Raw genomic sequence first — 19,960 nt, 5'->3', positions numbered from 1 at the left:
GTTAAACCTCACGCCGCCTTCTGGGAAGTGCCGTACGCGAGCCTGTGGAGAAGCGCGTGCAGGGGCCCTGAGAGGAAGAGCAGGAACAGCCACCACAGGTTGATCGCAGGCACCAGGACGGCCAGCACGAGGGCCGCGGCCATGAGCAGCAGCTCTGCCAGACCGCGCGTGCGGTCGAGGTCGGCGCGCGCCTCCTCGGTCATGAGCTCCGGATGCCGTACGAGCACGCCGGACATCAGGCGCGTGCTGAGTGTGGCGAGCAGCATGTCCCCGATGTACAGGGCATACACCTCGGGCCGCTCTCCGGCGCTCGCCGAGATCACGTTCGCACTGAACGGGATCACCACGATCGCGAACAGCCAGAGGAAGTTGAACCAGACGATCGCCGCGTTGTAGTCGCGAACCGACTCGAACATCCGGTGATGCACCACCCAGAACCGGGCGATGACCGCGAACGAGACGACGAAGGCGAAGATCTCCCAGAAGTTCTCCTCCACGAAGTGCGAGAAGGAGGCGTGGCCGATCTGAGCGGCCGCGTCGACGAGCGGCAGGATGAGGATCGTGATCGCGATCGCGACCGTCGCGTCCGAGAAGTTGACCAGCCGGTCGAGCCCGCGTTCGGTCCTGATCAGCGCCATGCGGTCATTCTGCCCCACGGGAGGTCTGCTCCGCCGATCGGCGGACGCTCAGACGGCGATCCAGTCGGGGCGGAGGCGCTCGACGCCGTCCAGGATGAGGTCGAGGCCGGTCAGGAACTCCTCCTCGTAGTCGTATCCTGCCCGCGCAAGCTCGGCCGCCACTTCGAGCAGGTGCGGGAACCGCTGCGCGAGCTCGGGCGGGGTGGCCTCCAGTTTGCGGGCGGCGGCCTCCCCCGACTCCTCGGGCGTTCCGAACGGGAGCGTCTTCTCCTGGAGGGCGAACCCGTACACGTAGGCGTCGAGGGCCGACGTGACATGCACGGTCGTGCGGAAGCCGAACCCCGCGCCGCGCAGGCGGCCCATCATCGCGTCGTGCTGGTAGAGGTTGGCGGGACCGGGACGCATCCGTCCCTCCAGCAGTCCGACCGCCCACGGGTGGCGGAGCAGGGCCCCGCGCAAGGAGATCGACCTGCGGCGCATCGCCTCCCGCCAGCCGACCTCCGGCGCGGGCGGCTCGACCTCCGCCCAGACCCGGTCGACCATGCCGTCGAGCAGTTCGTCCTTGTTGGCGACGTGCTTGTAGAGGGCCATCGGAACGACCCCGAGCCTCTGCGCGAGCTCCCGCATGCTGAGGCCGTCGAGGCCCTCGCTGTCGGCGAGCGCGACACCCGCGTCGACGACCCGGTCGGGACTGAGCGGCTGACGCGTCGGCATCGTGTCCCTTGACATGGTGTACAGCGTACGCCTACTCTGATCCCACTGCTGGTGTACGCCGTACACCTCGAAAGGACATCATGGATCCCGACCGTCGCCGCTCGCTCCTCGCGGGCGTGCTGTTCCTGCTCACCTTCGCCACCTCCATCCCCGGCGCCCTGCTCTACGGGCCGGTGCTGAACGACCCGCGGTTCGTGCTCGGGACTGGCTCCGCGACGCCCGTGCTCGCGGGTGCGCTGCTCGAAGTCGCGCTCGTCATCGCCAACCTCGGCACTGCGCTCGCGCTCTACCCGGTGCTGCGCCGCACCAGCCCCTCACTGGCCCTCGGCTACGTGGTCGCACGGGTCATGGAGTCGACGCTCATCGCGGTCGGCATCCTCAGCCTGCTCTCGGTGGTGTCGCTCCGGGAGGACGGGGCGGGCGGTGCCGGCGCATCCACCGTCGTCCTCGCACACGCGCTTGTGGCGCTGCACGGCTGGACGTTCCTCCTCGGCCCCGGGTTCGTCGTGGGCATCGGCAACGGCCTGATGCTCGGCTGGATGCTGCACCGCGCCCGGCTGGTGCCCCGCGGCTGGGCCTGGTTCGGCATGATCGGCGGTCCCCTGGTGTCGCTCTCCGGCGTGGCCGTTCTCCTCGGCGCCTACGACCAGGTGTCGGCCTGGTCGTTCGTCGCCACGCTGCCCGAGGTGGTGTGGGAGCTGTTCCTCGGCGTCTACCTCACGGTGCACGGTTTCCACGTGCCGAAGCGGCGCGAGGCGCGGCCGGTGGATGTGGTGGCGGGCGTCCCGGCGACCTGACCGGACTGCGGCCGGATGCACCCGGTCGGCTAGAGGCCGAGCGACTTCTTGATGAGCGACTCGGCGTCTTCCGTCTCCGCGGCTCGCTCGGTCGCCTCCTGGTTCGCCTCGGTGACGGCCTTCACCACCTCATCGCGCTGGATGCGGATGCCGCGCGGCGCGTCGATGCCGATGCGGACGCCGTCCCCGCGCGCTTCGAGGATCGTCACGACGATGTCGTCGCCGATGAGCACCCGCTCCCCCGTCTTGCGCGTCAGTACCAGCATCCGCCCAGCCTATCCGCCGGGCGGGGCCTCCAGCCAGAGCACCGGCAGTCCGAGCCGGTGCACGGAGTCCGGCGTGAGGGTGCGGGAGGCGCCGGTCGCCACCACCGCGTCCACCGCGAGCACCGCATCCACGGCACGCACCCACTCGGCCGTGTCGTCGTGCTTGCGCGAGACGTCGACCGCCGCCCACACCTGGTCGGGTGCGATCCCGGCGAGCTCGACGGCGAGCGCGGGGACCGCGCCGGGACCTTCGAGCGGGAACGCCGCGACCACCGGGATCTCGCGGCGCACCCCGTCGGCCCGCGCCGCGAGCGCGTCGCGCCGGTCGGCGACGCGCTGCACCTCGGCGGCGTCGTCCGCCGACGCGGCCAGCACGCGGGCGGCCTCGTGCACCTCGTCCCCGACGCCCACCACGAGCGTGAGGTCGCCGCGCCCGCGCAGCCGGGCGGGAGGCGCGCCCACGGGCGCCTGCTCGACGGGTGGCGTCGGCTCCGCCCCGCTTCGGGGTTCGATCAGCGCTGACGCGGCCGCGAGCGGCGACAGGTCCTCACCACCCGGCGCGGACTCGCGCAACGACTCACGACTCACGGCCGGCCGAGAGCTCGGGGCGGTCGCGACGCCCGGCGCGCTCGGGTCGGCAAGCTCCGGCGCGTCCACGGCCCGCACCAGGTCGTCCAGCACCGCCTGGAACGCCAGCGACGACGTCGAGACCGCCGGGAGCACCTCCTCCTCGCCGCCGACCCACTCAGGCCGCGATCGACTCCGCACCGCGGACCACCCCCACCGTCTCGATCGCGGCCTGGACGGCCGTCACCTCCTGGTACGACAGCACGGCGAGCCCGGCGATCTGGCCGGCGACCAGGCGGCGGATCGCCGGCCGCAGCGCCGGCGCGCACACCAGCACCGCCGACACCCCCGCGTCGTCGAGGCGTCCGGCCGTGTCACGCAGCGAGGCGAGCGCGCCCTCCAACCGCGCCGGGTCGAGCACGATCTGCGTGCCGCCCTCCGCCGGACGCAGACCTTCGAGCATCGACTGCTCCAGGCCCGGGTCGATCATGATCACCCGGAGCGTCCCGGCGTCGATGTGCGGCGCGACGACCGCGGGTCCCAGCGCGGCGCGCGCCGCCTCCACCAGCCCCTCCGGGTCGTTCGACACCTTCGCCCGCAGAGTCAGCGCCTCGAGGATGCGCGGGAGGTCGTTGATCGGAACCTGCTCCGCCAGCAGTCCCTGCAGCACCCGCTGCACCTCCGCCAGCGACAGCAGGGCCGGGATGAGCTCCTCCACCGCGGGCGGGTTCACCTGCTTCACGCCCTCGGTGAGCAGGCGCACGTCCTCACGGGTGAGAAGGCGCGCGGCGTTCGACGTGATGATCGACGAGAGATGCGTGATCAGCACCGACACCCGGTCGATCACCGTCGCGCCGCCGAGCTCGGCGCTGTGCCGCATCTCGGACGGGATCCACTTCGCCGGGAGACCGAACACCGGCTCCACGGTCGGTGTGCCCGGCAGGTTGTCGAGCGCGTCGCCCAGGGCGAGCACCCGGCCGGACGGCGCCTGGCCGCGCCCCGCCTCGACGCCCGCGATCTTGATCACGTAGGTCGAGGGCGGCAGCTCGGCACTGTCGCGCGTGCGGACCGGCGGCACGATGACGCCCAGTTCGAGCGCGATCTTGCGCCGCAGGGCGCGCACACGCGCGAGCAGGTCGTCGGATGCCCCGCTGACGATGTCGACCAGGTCCGGCGCCAGCGTGATCTCGAGCGCGTGCACGCGCATCTGCTCGATCAGGTCCTCCGTCGTCTCCGTCTTCGTCGCGGTGGCGACGGCATTCTGCGCGGCTTGCGCCTTCTTCGCCGCGTTCTGCGCCGTCCTCAACCGCTGGGAGGCCAGGATGAGGAACGCGCCGACGAGCACGAACGGGATGGGCGGCATCCCGGGGATGAGCGCCATCACGATGGCCGCGCATCCCGCGATCATCAGTGCGTTTCGCGACTGGCTGAGCTGGTTGCTCGCCGTCGTCCCCATCTCGGACTCGGCGTTCGACCGCGTCACGATCATGCCCGTCGACACCGCCATCAGCAGCGCAGGGATCTGCGACACGAGCCCGTCGCCGATGGTCAGGAGGGTGTACGAGTTGACCGCGTCGCCGAGCTGCATCCCGCGCTGGATCATCCCGATCGCGATGCCGCCGACGACGTTGATGACGATGATCAGGATGCCCGCGATCGCATCGCCCTTGACGAACTTCGACGCGCCGTCCATCGCGCCGTAGAAGTCCGCCTCGGCCGAGACCTCCGCGCGCCGGGCGCGCGCCTGCTCCTCGGTGATCAGCCCGGCGTTGAGGTCGGCGTCGATCGCCATCTGCTTGCCCGGCATCGCGTCGAGGGTGAAGCGCGCGCCCACCTCGGCGACACGCTCCGCGCCCTTGGTGACGACGATGAACTGGATGACCACCAGGATGAGGAAGACGACCGCGCCGATGATGATCGACCCGCCGACCGCGACGTGCCCGAACGCCTGGATGACCTGACCGGCGAACCCGTCGCCGAGCACCAGCCGCGTGGAGGCCACGTTAAGCCCCAGCCGGAACAGCGTCGCGACCAGCAGCAGCGACGGGAACACCGAGAAGTCGAGCGGCTTCTTGACGAACATCGTCGTGAGCAGGATGACCAGCGCCAGCATGATGTTGACGATGATGAGCAGGTCGAGCAGCCACGACGGCACCGGCACGACAAGCAGCATGATGATGCCGACCACCCCGATCGGCACGGCCAGTCTGGCGGCGAGGCCCTTGTTCGGCTTCATGACAGCCCTCCCTGCAGCTGGGGTCGCATCGTGTGGAATCCGGCCGCCGACCCGCGCTGCTTCAGCGACATGACGAACGCGAGGACGCGCGCGACGGAGTTGTAGAGCTCGACCGGGATCTCGTCGCCGATCTGGCATCCGGCGTGCAGCGCTCGGGCGAGCGGGATGTCCTTGACGATCGGCACACGCTCCTCCTCGGCCTTCTCGCGGATGCGCAGGGCGATGGCGCCCGCGCCCTTCGCGACGACGCGCGGGGCCGACCTGCCGGGCTCGTACTTCACCGCCACCGCGATGTGCGTCGGGTTCACGAGCACCACATCCGCGCCTCCGATCGCCGCGATCATGCGGTTGCGGCTCATCGCCAGCTGGCGCGAGCGGCGCTGCGAGCGCACCAGCGGGTCGCCCTCGGCGTTCTTGTTCTCGTCCCGCAGCTCCTGCTTGCTCATACGGGTGTGCTTGCGGTTGCGGCGCATGACGACCAGCACATCCAGCCCGGCGAGCACGAGGCCCGCACCGACGGCCGCCTGGAGCAGACCGGCCGTGCCGCCGGAGGCGGCCGACAGCAGCGAGGCGAGGGGCATCGAGCCGGAGGTCAGCAGCACCGGCATGAGTCCCTGCACGACGAGGAACAACCCGATCGCGACGACCGCGGACTTCAGCAGGGTCTTCGCGCCCTCCCAGAGCGCGCGCATCCCGAACACCCGGCCGATGCCCTGAACCAGGTTGAACTGCTCGTACTTGCCCTCGAGCTTCTTGACGTGGATGCCGCCCTGCACCGCCGCCGCGCCGACGACCGCCAGCGCGCCGACGGCCAGCAAAGGTCCGATCGTCGCCATGATGCTGCCCAGGCCGTCGCCGAGCGCGGCGAGCGCCTTGGCGGGATCGGGACTCTCGATCACCGAGCGCACCGAGAACAGCTGGTCGATCGCCGCCGTGGACCCCGTCTGCATCGTGAAAGGCAGCATCACCGCGGCGGCGCCGACGCCCACCCACGCGGTGAGGTCGGTCGACTTGCTGAGGCGGCCCTTGGAGCGGGCCTCCTTCATCCGCTTGTCGGTCGCCTTCTCGGTGCGTTCCTGCGCGTCGCTCATCGGCCCACTCCCAGCATGATCTTGACAGCGGTGTCGGTGAGGCCGGAGACGACGCCGGGCAGGGCGACGAACACGATGGCGGAGAGCACCACGGTGAGCATGATCTTCAGCGGGAAGCCCAGCGAGAACGCGTTCAGCGCCGGGGCGACCCGGGTCAGGAGACCGAGGCCGACGTCGGCGAGGAAGAGCACGACGATCAGCGGACCGGCGATCTGCAGCGCTGCGAGGAACATCTGCGTCACGCCGGTGACCATCTCCTTCGCCGGGTCGGCCATGGTGAGGCCGGCGGCGAGCGGGATGGCGTCGAACGTGCGCACGAGGCCGCCGATGATGAGCTGGTAGCCGCCCGACGCGAACAGCAGCGCGAGGGCGGTGAGCTGGAACATCCGGGTGAACTGCGCGCCGTTGATCATCGACTGCGGGTCGAACGCCTGCGCCAGCTGGAACCCGCCGAACAGGTCGATCAGGCTGCCGGCGGACTGGATGGCGGCGAACACCAGGAAGACCAGGAAGCCGAGCGTCGCCCCGACCGCGAGCTCCCGGATCATGTCCAGCAGGAACGCGCCGGTGTCGCCCGACCGGTAGCCCGCGCCGACGCGCGGCGCGACCGCGACCGCGAGACCGATGGCGAGCATCCCCTTCACCTGCGCCGGGAACCCGTTGTACGAGAACGGCGGGGCGATGACGAGGAACGCCACCATCCGCAGCGAGGCGAGCGCGATCGCCTCGATAGCGGCCAGGTCGATGGGGATGTTCATCAGCCGTGGCCCAGCAGCTGCGGGAGCTTCTCGAAGAGGACGTGCGTGAAGGAGACGAGCTCGGAGATCATCCACTGGCCGCAGATGATGAGGGCGACGGCGACGGCCGCGGCCTTCGGTACGAACGAGAGCGTGACCTCCTGGATCTGCGTGATCGACTGCACCAGCGAGATGGCGAAGCCGACGACCAGGGCGGTGATGACGATCGGCGCGGCCAGCTTGGCCGTCACCAGGAGCCCCTGCATGGCGATGTCGAGGACCGCGCTCGGGTTCATCCGCTTCCTCCGTAGCTCGTGATGAGGCTCGTGATGATCAGTCCCCAGCCGTCGACCAGCACGAACAGCAGGATCTTGAACGGCAGCGAGATCATCACCGGCGGGAGCATCATCATGCCCATCGACATCAGAGCGGCGGAGACCACCATGTCGATGACGAGGAACGGCACGAAGATGACGAAACCGATGATGAAGGCGGCCCGCAGCTCCGAGATCATGAACGCCGGGATGAGCGTCAGCAGCGGCACCGAGCCCATGTCGTGCGGGTTCGGGCGGCCCGCGGCGCGGGTCATCAACGCGATGTCCTCCTCGCGCGTGTGCGACGCCATGAAGTGACGGAGGGGCGCCTCGGCCGCGTGGGTGGCGGCCGTGAAGTCGATGTGACCGGCGAGGTAGGGCTGCACGGCCGTGTTGTTGATGTCGGCCAGCACCGGGCTCATGATGAACAGGCTCAGGAACAGGGCGAGACCGGCGAGCACCTGGTTCGGCGGGATGGACGGGAGCGCCAGCGCGTTCCGGGTGATCGCGAGCACGACGAAGATCTTGGTGAACGACGACATCATCAGCAGCAGCGCCGGGGCGACCGACAGCACGGTGATGCCGACGAGGGTCAGGATGGCCGCGCTCGGCGTGCCGTTCGGGCCGTTGATGTCGAGGGTGATGCCGCCGCTGCCGCCCGACGGGCCGGACGGCCCGGAGGGCGTGGGCACCGGGGTCGGGACCGCGTGCGCGGCGTTCGCGCCCAGCAGGACGATCGCGACGGCGATCAGCGCGACCAGCGCGCCGGCCAGGGCGAGGCGGGGCAGCCGCCCGGCGCGCGGCGTCGCTGCCGGCGCCGTCAGGTCCGGCGCCGTCAGGTCCGGCGCCGTCACTTCTTGGGGCGCACCGCCGAACTCGCCTGCCGCCACGTTGCCGGGGACAGGATCGAGCCTTTGAGTGCCTCGTCGAAGAGCGAGGCGCGTCCCTGCGCCGTGAGGAAGTCGGCATCCTGCCTGGTGGTCGTGGTGGTGCTGGTGGAGCTGGTGGAGCTGGTGGTCCCCGTTGCGGCCAGGATCCGGTCAGCCGAGTGCGCCTCGGCGTCCGCGTCGCGGACCGGCTTGAGCGGGGTGACGTCCGCATCCTGCGGACGGCCGGAGGTGTGGAGGACGGACACCTGACGCTCGGTGACGCCGAGCACGAAACGGTTGCCGTCCACATCCACGACGACGACCGACGCCTTCGCGCCGATCCCCTGCCGGCCGACGACGGTGACCGCATTCCCGCGGCGCCGGCGGGCTGTCGTGCGCCCCTTGCTCACGCGGCGCTGCACGAACCACAGCAGCGCCACGATCACGCCGAGCACGACGAGCACGCGCAGGGCGATGAACAGGGTCTCCACGCCCCCCTCTATCGGCCGCCCGCCCCGTCCCGTTAGCCCCGCCTCCCCTCTCTCCGCCCCTCCGCCCTCCCCCCTCCGCCTTCCCCCCTCCCCCGCCTGCCGGGATCGAGGTGCACGTCGTTGTGGTCGACACGCCGCAGAAGCGCACAACGACGTGCACCTCGGCGAAGGGGTCTGCGGAGGAGGCGCCGGTTCGGATATACAGGTGGGGGTGCGCGACCGCGCCGACGACGATCTTCCGGGGGGACCAGCTGTGACCGACGCCGACGCCGACGCACGCCCGAGCGCTCACGCCACGCCGGAGACGGATCCCCCGGCCTCCGCTGCGCAGGCGACGCCGGAGACGGCCCCGCAGGCGACGCGGGAGCGGGCCCCGCAGCCCGCGACCCCGCGCCGCACCACGCGCGCCTGGGTGGCGGCGACGGCGTTCGTCGTGCTGGCCGCGGGCGCAGGGGTGGGGGCGGGTCTCGGCTGGCAGGCGGTGGCGCTCGCCGAGACCGCCGAAGCGGCCGCGCACGTGCATGCCGCCTCCAGGACGCTCGCGGACGTCACCGAACAACGAGGAGCGGCGCTGGACAAGGCGCGCGGCTCGCTGTCCTCCCTGGGCGACTTCACCGAGCATCCGCGCCCGGACTACCTTCCGGCGGCGACCGCGCAGTCCCTGGCCGATGCGCGCGACGCGCTCACTGCACGCAGCGTCCACCTCGGCTACACCCCGTTCGACCCGCCGGCCGTCTCCACCGCCAGCCCCGACCTCCTGCCCTGGACCGTGCTCGCGGATGTGCAGCGCAAGGAGCGGCTCGCGCACGAGGAGGCGGTGACCGCGCGGACCCGGAAGTCGCAGCTGGTGGCGCTCGACTCCGCCCAGCGCACCTTCACGACGAGCGCCGATGCGGTCTACGCGGCCCTGGCGGCGCACGGCGAGCAGGTGCTTACCGCATCGACGGCGGCGAGCTACGAGAGCAAAGTCGACCTGAGGCACGCCATCGACGACGGCAAGGTCGGTGCTGCGTCCGCCCAGTTCGGCGGACCGGGGCTGCTCGGCATCGAGTCCGCGATCGACGGCGTGAACAGCGCACAGGCCGCGGGCGTCGCCGCCACCCACGACCCCGCGTACCCGGTGCGTGCGCAGGTCGAGCAGTACGCCCGCTCGATCGCCCACGGGGTGACGCTCGACTTCCAGTGGCACAAAGAGGTCAGCGGCCTCGGCGACGGCTGGTACTCGGGCACGACGCAGTACCACGAGGACGACGGCGGCTGGGCGACGATCGACCTGAACTTCAGCATCCAGGACGGCTGGGCGCAGGGCGACGTGGATGCGAAGGCCCTGGTCACGCACGAGGTCGGCCACGCGCAGGTGGTGCGGCCGGAGTGCAAGGCGCTGTTCGACGGCCCCGCCTTCCACGACGACGACGAGATGTGGGCGACCGCCTGGGCGATCTCGATGGGGTTCGACACCGGCGGTTCCGGGATCGAGGCGTACGGGCGCCCCACCGACCAGCAGATCGCGGTCGCCGGACAGTGCCGCTGAGGGGTGACGCTGACCGATGCCGCCGACCGGCCGCGCCCGCCTCAGTCCAGGTCTTCGGCCGCGTCCAGGATCTTCGTGATGCGCACCGCGTAGTCCTGGTCGACCACGACGATCTCGCCGTGCGCGATCAGGCGGCCGTTGAGCAGCACGTCCGCGGGCGATCCCGCCGAACGGTCCAGCTCGATGACTGCGCCCGGCTCCATCGCGAGCACATCGCGGACCGCCATCCGCGTGCGCCCGATCTCGACGGTGAGGGCCATCTCGACGTTGCTGATACGCGCCAGCTTGCCGCCGAGCACGCCCGCGCCGGAGCGTTCGGCGACGGAGGCGCGGCCGCGCACCGCGAACCAGCCGGCGACGCCTGCCGGGCCGTTCAGGGCGAAGACGGTCGTGTGAGGATCGGTGAAGAGCTCTGCGGCGTCCTCCGCGCGGGCGTCGTCGAGCACACCCGCGCCGAACGTGTCGCTGGCCGCCTCGAGCGCCGGCTGCAGCACATCCTGCAGCGCCACGACGGGTGAACCGTCCGCGCCCTCGTCCACCAGCCGCGGCGCCTCCAGCAGCACGACCGCGACATCGGCCGAGACCGCGCCGACGAAGGTCGCGACGACGGCCTGCGCGCCGGCGGGAACCTCCGAGCCCTGGGCGAGCAGAGGCGTGAGCGGCGTCCCGGTCGGCAGGACGCGGGCGACCGCCTCGGCGGCGGCCTGCGCCTGGCCCAGGGAGAGTCCGGCGGAGGAAGCGGTGCTGGTCATGCTCATGGTTCAGTCCTCTGTGTCGATGATCACGCAGGCGAGACGGGAGCCGCTCGAGCCGAGGCCGGCCGAGGCGACGGTCTGTCCGCCGACGGTGAGGTCGAAGGGTCGATGCTGCGGGTGCGGCAGCGGAAGCAGGTCGCCGACGGAGAGTCCGAGCACGACACTCGGGCGGACCGTCGCGGGGGTGAGTCGCAGGGACACCTCGACAGGGACGCGCGCGAGCTGCGCATCCACCAGCTCCCGGGCGTTGTCGGTGCTGTGGGTGGGGTTCGTCTCGCCCAGCTGCGGCAGCAGGGCGATCGCGGGGAGGGCGACCGTGGCGCGGGCGACGTTCTCGCCGACGCGGAGCTGGAAGCCCGCGACGATCATCAGCTCGCTGGTCGCCGCCGCCTGTGCGAACTGGGAGTTGTACTGGATCGCGTCCACCGCGATCGACGCCTCCAGGATGGACCCCAGCGAGTACCGGAGGTCCTCGAGCGCGTCGTCCATCAGCCGCCGCACCAGCGCGTGCTCTATCTGGGTGAAGGTGCGCTCGTGGTCGACGGGCGTGCCCTGGCCGCCCAGCATCGCGTTCACCCAGGAGAGCGCCGCCACCGTCGGGAACTGGATGACCGCCTTCGGCGCGATGCCCTCCAGCTCGCACAGCACCATCGCGGTGGTGGCGGGCAGCGAAGCCGCGTACTCGTCGTACGTCTGCATCTGCACGTCGTCGCACTCCACCTGGCTGAGCACCCGGACCTTCGCCGTCAGCTGGGTGCCCCACTGCCGCGCGAACGTCTCGAACGCCAGCTCGAGCACGCGCGAGTGCTCGCGTGCGAGGGTCGTCGGCCGCCGGAAGTCGTAGACCGGCGCCTCGGGCGCATCCGGTGCCGGGGCCTGCAGAGTGGTCACGGAGGCGACTATCGGCCGCCGTCCCGATCCCGTTAGCGGCGCGGCGTCCCCCTAACGACGGACCGTTGCGGACCGATAGTGCCCTCGTGACGGCTCACCCGGAGCCGAGACCAGGATTCGCGCCCATGATCGTCGTCACCCGATTGAACGACAGCCAGTTTGCGGTCAACCCCGACCTCATCGAGCGCATCCACGCCAGTCCGGACACCACTCTCGTCATGGTCGACGGGGCGAAGTTCATCGTCACCGAGAGCCTGCCCGAAGTGATCGAGAAGATCGCCGCGTACCGGGCGCGTGTGATCGCCCTCGCCCACGACCTCCCCGCCGCCGGCCCGCGCCCCGTGCCCGCGCCGCCGCTGGGGCTCGTGACGCTGACCGGTCTGGAAGACGACGACACGGTTCAGGCTCACCCCGAGGCCCGCGCCGTCCCCCTGCGAGCAAGGAAGAAGTAATGGACCCGGCAACGATCATCGGCATCGTCCTCGCGTTCGGCGCCGTCGTCGCGATGGTGACGATGGAGGGCGCCCACCTGAGCGCCCTGCTGCTCCCCGCCCCCATGGTGCTGGTCTTCGGGGCCACCATCGCCGTCGGCATCGCCAGCGGGACGATCAGGGACTTCCTGACGGCGGTGAAGGCGCTCCCGCGCGCGCTGCGCGGCAAGGTGGAGCCGCCTCAGCAGGTGATCGACCAGGTCGTCGGCCTCGCCGAGAAGGCGCGTGCCAGCGGGCTGCTCGCCATGGAGCAGGAGGCGGAGGGCGTCGACGACCCCTTCCTGAAGCGCGCCCTGCAGAACATCGCCGACGGCACCGACGGCGACGAGCTGCGGGTGCTGCTGGAGGACGAGATCGCGACGCGCTCCAAGAAGGACCGGGTCGCCGCCAAGTTCTTCAGCGCGATGGGCGGCTACGCCCCGACGATCGGCATCATCGGCACCGTCGTGTCGCTGACCCACGTGCTCGAGAACCTCGCCGAACCGGGCGAGCTGGGGCCGCTGATCGCGAGCGCGTTCGTCGCGACGCTGTGGGGCCTGATGTCGGCCAACTTCCTCTGGCTGCCGCTCGGGGCGCGCCTCCGCCGGCTCTCCGAGCTCGACGTGGAGCGGATGACGCTGCTGATGGAGGGCGTGCTGGCCGTGCAGTCCGGATCGCAGCCGCGCCTCCTCGGCGAGCGCCTGCGCGCCATGGTGCCGGACGGCGACGCGGACAAGCCGGCGTCGAAGGCCGCGAAGGCGTCCCGCGGTGCGAAGGATCCCGTCGAGGAAGCCGCCTGACGTGTCCGCCCGCCGTCGCAAGAAGCACGAGGAGCCCGAGGAGCACGAGAACGAGGAGCGCTGGATGGCCTCCTACATGGACATGGTCACCGTGCTCATGTGCATGTTCATCGTGCTGTTCGCGATGTCGACGGTGGATGCGAAGAAGTTCGAGCAGCTGAAGGACTCGCTGGCGACCGGGTTCGGGCAGGTGAAGACGCAGAAGATCGACACGGCGGCCGGCGTCATCGTGCCCCCGAAGCACGTCGACGAGTCCGGCAAGTCGACGGACTTCGCCCTGGCGCAGCAGGAGGTGCAGAACCTCCAGAGGCTGAAGGACCAGATCCAGGCCGCCCTCACCCGCGACGGGCTGCAGGATGCGGTGGAGCTGAAGATCGACTCGCGCGGCCTGACCATCGGCCTGGTCGGCAACTCCACCTTCTTCGACTCCAACCGGGCCGAGCTCAGCCCCCGCGCCGTGTCCGTGCTGAACGACATCGGCCCGGTGCTGGCGCCCGCCGACTACGACGTCTCGGTCGAGGGCCACGCCGACCTGCGCCAGCCCGGCGCCCCCTACCCGACCAACTGGGAGCTCTCCGCCGGCCGCGCCACCAGCGTCCTGCGTCACCTGGTGGAGGCGAACGGCTTCCCCCAGTCCCGCATCGCGGCCGTCAGCTTCGGCTCGGCCCGCCCGGTCGACGGCTTCACCGGAACCACCGACAACGACCTCGCCCAGAACCGCCGGGTGGATGTGGTGGTGCTGTCCGCGCAGGCCGAGACCGTCCGCAAGCTGATCCCCCAGGCGCTGCAGACCCCCGCGCCCGCCCCCGCGCCGACCACGGCCCCCGCCGCCTCACGCTGACGCCCCCTCCCCTCTCCCCCTCTCGGAGGTCGGGAATGTCTTTATTGCACCATCTAAGGTGCACCACACGCGCATGATATTTGTGTTCGATGCTAGCCTAGCCGCTGCTTCATGCCGACGAGGAGAGGTGGCGAAGTGAGCAGACGGGCGTACGTCGATACCGACCAGTTGCGCGTGATCGGGCGGTGGATGGGCGATGCGACCAGCGGAGGCCCGACACGGCAACCGGCGCCGGGACAGCTGGGGGCTCCCGCGGCAGTCCGTGCGTTCGAGGAATTCGACGTCTACTGGCAGCCCGGCATCCAGGCGGTAGGAGAGAGTATCGGGTCGCTCTGCGATGCGCTGGTGTCCGCTGCCGATGTGTACGAGCGGCGCGAGTCCGAACTCGCACGAGCGTTCGGGTTCGGGGCACCTCGTGCGTTCTAGTGCCACGGATTGGTCCCCGGTCGGGCTCGACGACGACCCGACCCCGGGTGACGCGGAGACGATCGATCGGCGCGCCACAGACTTCCAGAGAACCGCCGAGTGGTTCTGGTGGCGGGCGGACAGGCTGGACAACGCGTCGGAACGCCTCGGTGAAGCGCACTGGTCCGGGTACGCCGCCGATGCGTTCAGGGAGCGCCTGAAAGCGGTGAGCCAGGCGTGCCGGGCGGCGTCGACTCATTTTGCGGAGGCCCACACGGCGACGCAGACATGGGCGTCAGCGCTCTGGGGCAGGCAGAACGCCGGGGACGCGGCCCTGGACGCAGCCAAGCAGCCGCTGGAAGACATCCAGACCGCCGAAGCCACTGCGGCCGTGCTCGGCACCCAGCACACCGATCTGCTCGCCGCGCTCACGGGGCTGCAGAAGACTCAGCGGCAGTACGCCACCACCCCACCACCGCCGGGAACCTCGGTGCCGACGACCGCGGATATCGCCGCAGCGCGTCGCGCAGCAGAAACAGCCGGCGCGCAACTTCGCAGCGCTCACTCCCAGCTCGAGGACGCTCGGGAGCGGTTGGAGAAGGCGAGGAGGGCGGCACGCGCGGCCCGGGACCAGTACGCGAGCGACGAACACGTCTTCGTCCGCTCCCTGAGCGCCACCCATCAGGGCGTGATGCCCGCGCTGGCCCCCGCGGCCTTGAAGGACTTCGTCGGCACCGTCGGCGAGTTCGCGAAGCTGCCCCTGTCCACCGACAACACGTCGGCGCGGATGGACATGCTGACGCTGCTCACTCCAGCAGCCCTCGCCGCCCTCCTCGCCGCAGACCCCGACCTCGCGCGGAAGTTCTGGGACGACCCGCCGAATCCGGAGGCCGTAGCGGCCCGGTGGAAGAAGCTGTCCCCGGAGCTGCGCGAACAGTGGTGCCGAGCGGCACCCGAGGTCATCGGCAACCTGCCCGGCCTCGACGCCGACACGCGCATCCATGCGAACGCCATCCAACTCGCGCGCGACCTGGCCGACCCCACGATCAGCCCCGACTCGCCGCGTGGGAAGACGCTGAAGGACATCCTCGCTGCGCTCGAGATCGACGAAATCCCCGGCGGCTCCGCCGCGGACTATGAGAAGGCCGCCAGAGCACAGAAGCCGCCTCGAGGGCTCCTGGACTACAACCTCCGTCACGACCCGCCGCTGGCTGCGGTCGCGATCGGTGACACTCGCGCGGAGAAGTCCGGGAAGGTCACGTGGATGGTTCCCGGGATGGACAGCGGTCTCGGCGAACTGGGACGTCTCAGAGGCTGGACGTTCGCCGGCAAGAACCTGTATCAGGAACAAAGCAGCATGGATGGGCTTCCGCACATGGTCGTCGCATGGATCGGCTACGACGCACCCGGCAGGGATTCGGTCCTCCACGGCGACAAAGCCAAGGCTGGCGGCGGACGCTTGGCGGCCGAACTGAACGGCCAGTGGGCCGCGAGCAGCATCCTGGGCGGCAACCCTCACCCCTTCACCAGCGTTGTCGGCCACTCCTATGGCACCACCGTCGTCAGCAACGCCGTCAGCATCCTGACCCACACCGTGCAATCCGTCGTCTTCCTTGCCTCCGCGGGAGTGGAAGGCGGCTTCACCAGCGTCCAGAAACTGAAGGTCGACGGCGGCAGACAACACGTCTACGCCACAGAGTCCTCCCAGGACGGCGTCGCCGGTGTCGGGCGCGCCGGCTCGGGCCGTGTCGACCCGCGGGACGACCGCTACGGGGCGCGCGTCTACTCCTCCGAAGGAGACCCCCTCCAGAATCTTCAGCCGACCGATGGGCACGACACCACCGGCCAGGGAACCGACCCGGGGTTGTTCAACACCCACGCCACCTCCGGCCACGGCTATCTCGACAAGGGCACCGAAGCCGTCCGCAACACCGCGGCAGCAGCCCTGGGCGAGGACGGACGAATGAACGGCGGCACCCGAAGCATTCCCCGCATAGGCGCACAATGAGCTATGCCCGCGGTGTTCGTACCGCCCTCGTCCTCGCCACCACACTCGCTCTGACCGGCTGCGTCTACCCAGGAGGACCGATGCCCCAACCCGGAATCAACACACCGTTCGACGGGCTTTCCCGAAAGAAAAAGGCCCAACTCCTCGACGAGACGATCGCCCGCGTCGACGACATCGCCCGACTCGTCGGCGGGGAGTTCCTCGACTCGGGAATACCACCCACCGTCTTCAACCCCACCACCGCCAAGCAAGAACCGTGGGATTGGTCGTCGTGCGACAACGAGGCCACTGCAGGACAGTATGTCGTCGCGGTATGGCAAAACGCCGCAGCGCCGAACAAGTTCGATCCCGATACGTTGTCGCAAAAGGTCCGAGCGTATTGGGAGGGCCTCGGCTACAAGATCCGACAGATCGGTCCCACTCCCCAGGATGACACGTTGTTGCGCTCGCTCAACGTCGACCTCCCCCATAGCGCTGGCCTGCACTTCTCCGCGAGCACGGAGATCCTCGGCCTCTCCGCACACAGCGAATGCGCCAGATGGGAGGAGTAGCAACGCCGGTCTTGCCCTCCCCGCGGCTGCGCACGACGCGCGCCTCCAGCGCGAGCAGGAAATGAGAAGCGTGCGCCGTGCTTGCGCCACCCTCGCTCTCGCCACCACACTCGCTCTGACCGGCTGCGTCTACCCAGGAGGACCGATGCCCCAACCCGGAATCCACACACCGTTCGACGGGCTCTCCGACAAGACGAAGGCCCAACTCCTCGACGAGACGATCGCCCGCGTCGACGACATCGCCCAACTCGTCGGCGGGGAGTTCCTCGACTCGGGAATACCACCCACCGTCTTCGACCCCGCCACCGCCAAACAAGAACCGTGGGGTTCAGGGCCATGTGATAACGAGGGCACGACGGGACAGTACGTCATCGATGTGCTGCAACGCGCTGCACCCTCGACCGAGTTCAACCCGGAAGCCCTGACCGCGAAGGTCCGCGCCCACTGGGAGAGCCTCGGCTACACGATCCGGCAGATCGGGCCTCCCGAGCAGGACGTGACCCGCGGCCGCTCCATCGTCGTCGACCTCCCCCACAGCGCCGGCTTCAGCTTCTGGGCCAGCACAGAAACCCTCGGCATCTCCGCATACAGCGAATGCGTCAGATGGGAGGAGTAGCAATGCCGGTCCCGCCGCGACCCTCCGTCGAGTACACGAAAAGTGCACGCAATCCGCCCCTTCAGCGTGCAATATTCGTGTACTCGACGGGGTTGAGGCGGATATGGATCTTCAGTTCAGTGATCGCGTCGTCCTGGTCGTGGGCGGCACCGGCTTCATCGGCTCCGCGGTGGTCGACCGCCTCCGCGCCGAGGGTGCGACCGTCGTCGTCGCCTCCCGCAACGCCTCTGCGGACGGGGTCGCGCTGGACGCCTCGGACGACGACTCCGTCCGCCGGGGCATCGACGAAGTGCTAGGGCGTCACGGACGCATCGACGCACTCGTCGTGACCGCCGCACCCCCCGCGCAGACCCTCGACCCGGCGCGCAGCTCCGACCCCGACCAGATCCTGAGCGCGATCGACGGCAAGGCGCTGTCGTTCCTCCGGGTCGCACGCGCGGTGATCCCCGCGATGCGGGAGGCCGGCTTCGGCCGGATCGTCGTGATCAGCGGCCAGAATGCCTACATCACCGGCAACATCACGGCCGTGGTGCGCAACGCGTCCACCATCCTGATCGCGAAGAACCTCGCCGACGAACTGGCCGGGACGGGCGTGGCCGTCAACGTGATCAACCCGGGCCTCGTCACCGAGACCCCCTCGGCCGAGGTCGCACCGGGGCGCGGCGGGGAGTCGTCCCCCGACCAGATCGCCGACCTGATCGCCTTCCTCGTCTCGCCCCGATCGGCGGTCGACGGCGAGTCCATCTCCATCGGCCATCGGATGCTGGGGACGACCCTGCTCTAGCCGAGCGAGACCGCCGTCCAGGAGACCGGCGGCAGCTCCAGGGTGAGGATGCCGTCGGCGAGGGAAGCGGTGGGCGTCGGACGCAGGCCGACGCGGTTCTGCTCCTGCTGCGTGTTCTTCGCGTAGACGTCGTCGTCCCAGAGGGAGAGCGCCTCGCGCACCGCGGAGACGCCGAGGTCGCGAACGTCCACCGTCACCGTCTGCGTCTTGGCGGTGCTGCGGTTCACGACGAAGAGGGCCGCCGTGCCGTCCGCCTCGTCGACCGTCGCCACCGCATCCACCAGGTCGGCCTCGCCGTAGACCGCGGTCTCGTACGTCCCGGTGCTGACGGTCGGTCGGAGCACCTCACCGCGGGCCAGCCGGCTCGTCACCGAGAACGGGAAGAACGTGGTCTGGCGCCAGGCGCCGCCGCCCGGCTCGGTCATGATCGGCGCGATCACGTTCACCAGCTGGGCGAGGGAGGCGCTGGTCACCCGGTCGTGGTTCTTCAGCAGCGTGATCAGCAGGTTGCCGAGCACGACGGCGTCAGCGACCGAGTAGACGTCCTCGAGCTGGCGCGGCGCATACCGCCACTCGTCGTTGACCTCCTGCGATGCCTGGTGCTCGTCGAGGTACCAGATGTTCCACTCGTCGAAGGAGATCTGGATGCGCTTGCGGCTCTTCAGCTTGTTGCCCACGTGGTCGGCGGTCGAGACGACGGTGTCGATGAAGTACTGCATGTCCACCGACGACGCCAGGAACGATCCGAGGTCGCCGCGGCGCTCCTGGTAGTACGCGTGCGCGGAGATGAAGTCGACGTGCTCGTAGGAGTGCTCGAGCACGATCCGCTCCCACTCGCCGAAGGTCGGCATCGCGGATCCGGACGAGCCGCAGACCACGAGCTCGAGGTCCTTGTCGGCCATCTTCATCGCGGCGGCGGTGCGGGCGGCGAGCTTGCCGTAGTCGTCGGCGGTCATGTAGCCGGTCTGCCACGGGCCATCCATCTCGTTGCCCAGGCACCACATCCGGATGTCGTGCGGCTCCGGCGTCCCGTTGGCGATGCGCTGGTCGCTGAGCGCTGTGCCCGACGGGTGGTTGGCGTACTCGAGCAGGTCGAGGGCCGCCTGGATGCCGCGGGTGCCCAGGTTGACGGCCAGCATCAGGTCCGACCCGATGAGCTTCAGCCAGCGCGAGAACTCGTCCAGGCCGACCTGGTTCGACTCCAGCGAGTGCCAGGCGAGGTCGCGGCGGACCGGCCGCTTGTCGCGCGGGCCGACGGAGTCCTCCCACCGGAAGCCGGAGACGAAGTTGCCGCCGGGGTACCGGATCGTCGAGGTGCCGAGCTCCCGCACGAGGTCGACGACGTCGAGGCGGAAGCCGTCCTCGTTCGCGGTCGGGTGGCCCGGCTCGTAGAGGCCGTCGTACACGCAGCGCCCGAGGTGCTCGACGAACGAGCCGAAGATGCGGCGGTTCAGCGGGGCGACGCGCGCGGCGCGGTCGATGACGATGCGGGTGTCGGACATGGGGCTCCAAGGATGCTCGTGTGTGAAAGTTGCGATCTACAACGTTGTAGTACAACGATGTAGACCATACTGCGCGGGGAAAGCGA

At 70.1% G+C, this 19,960-nt stretch carries 22 protein-coding genes; 9 read left to right on the top strand and 13 right to left on the bottom strand.

What is annotated here, in order from left to right; genetic code table 11:
- Positions 1-8 precede the first annotated feature (8 nt).
- Positions 9-638, bottom strand: a complete 630-nt coding sequence (locus ACR9Y5_RS00575; protein ID WP_481296113.1) for a TMEM175 family protein — start codon at positions 636-638, stop codon at positions 9-11.
- A gap of 48 nt (positions 639-686) precedes the next feature.
- Positions 687-1,367 carry a TetR/AcrR family transcriptional regulator gene (locus ACR9Y5_RS00570; RefSeq protein ID WP_481296112.1) on the bottom strand — a complete coding sequence of 227 codons (681 nt, stop codon included), beginning with the start codon at positions 1,365-1,367 and terminating at the stop codon, positions 687-689.
- Positions 1,368-1,432: 65 nt separating this feature from the next.
- Between ACR9Y5_RS00570 and ACR9Y5_RS00565 the strand changes: the two genes are divergently transcribed.
- The gene (locus ACR9Y5_RS00565) at positions 1,433-2,149 is read left to right on the top strand and encodes a DUF4386 domain-containing protein (protein ID WP_481296111.1); all 717 of its coding nucleotides are present in this window, start codon (positions 1,433-1,435) and stop codon (positions 2,147-2,149) included.
- A 29-nt stretch (positions 2,150-2,178) separates the two neighbouring features.
- On the opposite strand, the gene csrA is transcribed toward ACR9Y5_RS00565, so the two are convergent.
- The 8 genes from csrA to fliO are packed head-to-tail and all read right to left on the bottom strand — an operon-like array spanning position 2,179 to position 8,720.
- Positions 2,179-2,415: a carbon storage regulator CsrA gene (gene csrA, locus ACR9Y5_RS00560; protein WP_310132473.1), complete on the bottom strand. Its 237-nt coding sequence runs from the start codon at positions 2,413-2,415 to the stop codon at positions 2,179-2,181.
- A 9-nt stretch (positions 2,416-2,424) separates the two neighbouring features.
- The gene (locus ACR9Y5_RS00555; RefSeq protein ID WP_481296110.1) at positions 2,425-3,183 is read right to left on the bottom strand and encodes a hypothetical protein; all 759 of its coding nucleotides are present in this window, start codon (positions 3,181-3,183) and stop codon (positions 2,425-2,427) included.
- On the bottom strand, positions 3,161-5,218 hold the full coding sequence (locus tag ACR9Y5_RS00550) for a flagellar biosynthesis protein FlhA (RefSeq protein ID WP_481296109.1): 2,058 nt from the start codon (positions 5,216-5,218) through the stop codon (positions 3,161-3,163). The genes ACR9Y5_RS00555 and ACR9Y5_RS00550 overlap by 23 nt, the downstream gene beginning before the upstream one ends.
- Entirely contained in the window at positions 5,215-6,309 is a 1,095-nt protein-coding gene (locus tag ACR9Y5_RS00545) for an EscU/YscU/HrcU family type III secretion system export apparatus switch protein (RefSeq protein ID WP_481296108.1), read from the bottom strand. Before ACR9Y5_RS00545 ends, ACR9Y5_RS00550 begins: the two co-directional genes overlap by 4 nt.
- Positions 6,306-7,067: a flagellar biosynthetic protein FliR gene (locus ACR9Y5_RS00540; protein ID WP_481296107.1), complete on the bottom strand. Its 762-nt coding sequence runs from the start codon at positions 7,065-7,067 to the stop codon at positions 6,306-6,308. The genes ACR9Y5_RS00545 and ACR9Y5_RS00540 overlap by 4 nt, the downstream gene beginning before the upstream one ends.
- Positions 7,067-7,342, bottom strand: a complete 276-nt coding sequence (gene fliQ / locus ACR9Y5_RS00535; RefSeq protein ID WP_481296106.1) for a flagellar biosynthesis protein FliQ — start codon at positions 7,340-7,342, stop codon at positions 7,067-7,069. Before fliQ ends, ACR9Y5_RS00540 begins: the two co-directional genes overlap by 1 nt.
- Positions 7,339-8,199, bottom strand: coding sequence for a flagellar type III secretion system pore protein FliP (gene fliP / locus ACR9Y5_RS00530; RefSeq protein ID WP_481299500.1), 861 nt, complete (start codon positions 8,197-8,199; stop codon positions 7,339-7,341). The genes fliQ and fliP overlap by 4 nt, the downstream gene beginning before the upstream one ends.
- Before the next feature lie 11 nt (positions 8,200-8,210).
- Complete coding sequence (gene fliO, locus ACR9Y5_RS00525) at positions 8,211-8,720, bottom strand: flagellar biosynthetic protein FliO (RefSeq protein WP_481296105.1); 510 nt, start codon at positions 8,718-8,720, stop codon at positions 8,211-8,213.
- 253 nt (positions 8,721-8,973) lie between these two features.
- Here fliO and ACR9Y5_RS00520 point away from each other — a divergent pair, with 253 nt between their 5' ends.
- Positions 8,974-10,251 carry a hypothetical protein gene (locus ACR9Y5_RS00520; RefSeq protein WP_481296104.1) on the top strand — a complete coding sequence of 426 codons (1,278 nt, stop codon included), beginning with the start codon at positions 8,974-8,976 and terminating at the stop codon, positions 10,249-10,251.
- Between the two features lie 41 nt (positions 10,252-10,292).
- Here the strand turns inward: ACR9Y5_RS00520 and fliN are convergent, their stop codons facing one another.
- On the bottom strand, positions 10,293-11,003 hold the full coding sequence (fliN, locus tag ACR9Y5_RS00515) for a flagellar motor switch protein FliN (RefSeq protein WP_481299499.1): 711 nt from the start codon (positions 11,001-11,003) through the stop codon (positions 10,293-10,295).
- A gap of 9 nt (positions 11,004-11,012) precedes the next feature.
- Positions 11,013-11,897 (bottom strand): flagellar motor switch protein FliM, encoded by an 885-nt coding sequence (locus tag ACR9Y5_RS00510; RefSeq protein WP_481296103.1) that lies wholly within the window; start codon positions 11,895-11,897, stop codon positions 11,013-11,015.
- A gap of 125 nt (positions 11,898-12,022) precedes the next feature.
- Between ACR9Y5_RS00510 and ACR9Y5_RS00505 the strand changes: the two genes are divergently transcribed.
- The 7 genes from ACR9Y5_RS00505 to ACR9Y5_RS00475 all read left to right on the top strand — a co-directional run bounded on the left by ACR9Y5_RS00505 (position 12,023) and on the right by ACR9Y5_RS00475 (position 18,372).
- Complete coding sequence (locus tag ACR9Y5_RS00505; RefSeq protein WP_481296102.1) at positions 12,023-12,349, top strand: flagellar FlbD family protein; 327 nt, start codon at positions 12,023-12,025, stop codon at positions 12,347-12,349.
- Complete coding sequence (locus ACR9Y5_RS00500; RefSeq protein WP_481296101.1) at positions 12,349-13,167, top strand: motility protein A; 819 nt, start codon at positions 12,349-12,351, stop codon at positions 13,165-13,167. Before ACR9Y5_RS00505 ends, ACR9Y5_RS00500 begins: the two co-directional genes overlap by 1 nt.
- A gap of 1 nt (position 13,168) precedes the next feature.
- Positions 13,169-14,008: a flagellar motor protein MotB gene (locus ACR9Y5_RS00495; RefSeq protein WP_481296100.1), complete on the top strand. Its 840-nt coding sequence runs from the start codon at positions 13,169-13,171 to the stop codon at positions 14,006-14,008.
- 337 nt (positions 14,009-14,345) lie between these two features.
- Complete coding sequence (locus ACR9Y5_RS00490) at positions 14,346-16,421, top strand: alpha/beta hydrolase (protein ID WP_481296099.1); 2,076 nt, start codon at positions 14,346-14,348, stop codon at positions 16,419-16,421.
- Positions 16,418-16,972 carry a hypothetical protein gene (locus ACR9Y5_RS00485; protein ID WP_481296098.1) on the top strand — a complete coding sequence of 185 codons (555 nt, stop codon included), beginning with the start codon at positions 16,418-16,420 and terminating at the stop codon, positions 16,970-16,972. Before ACR9Y5_RS00490 ends, ACR9Y5_RS00485 begins: the two co-directional genes overlap by 4 nt.
- Before the next feature lie 145 nt (positions 16,973-17,117).
- On the top strand, positions 17,118-17,588 hold the full coding sequence (locus tag ACR9Y5_RS00480; protein WP_481296097.1) for a hypothetical protein: 471 nt from the start codon (positions 17,118-17,120) through the stop codon (positions 17,586-17,588).
- A 103-nt stretch (positions 17,589-17,691) separates the two neighbouring features.
- Positions 17,692-18,372, top strand: a complete 681-nt coding sequence (locus ACR9Y5_RS00475; protein ID WP_481296096.1) for an SDR family NAD(P)-dependent oxidoreductase — start codon at positions 17,692-17,694, stop codon at positions 18,370-18,372.
- Here the strand turns inward: ACR9Y5_RS00475 and arfA are convergent.
- Positions 18,369-19,874, bottom strand: coding sequence for an arabinosylfuranosidase ArfA (gene arfA, locus ACR9Y5_RS00470; RefSeq protein WP_481296095.1), 1,506 nt, complete (start codon positions 19,872-19,874; stop codon positions 18,369-18,371). The genes ACR9Y5_RS00475 and arfA overlap by 4 nt on opposite strands.
- Positions 19,875-19,960: the final 86 nt, after the last annotated feature.

This window comes from Leifsonia sp. KNZ13-11D (assembly GCF_056754895.1).
Note: the sequence above shows the minus strand (reverse complement) of the source record. Positions and strands in the feature narration are given on the sequence as shown.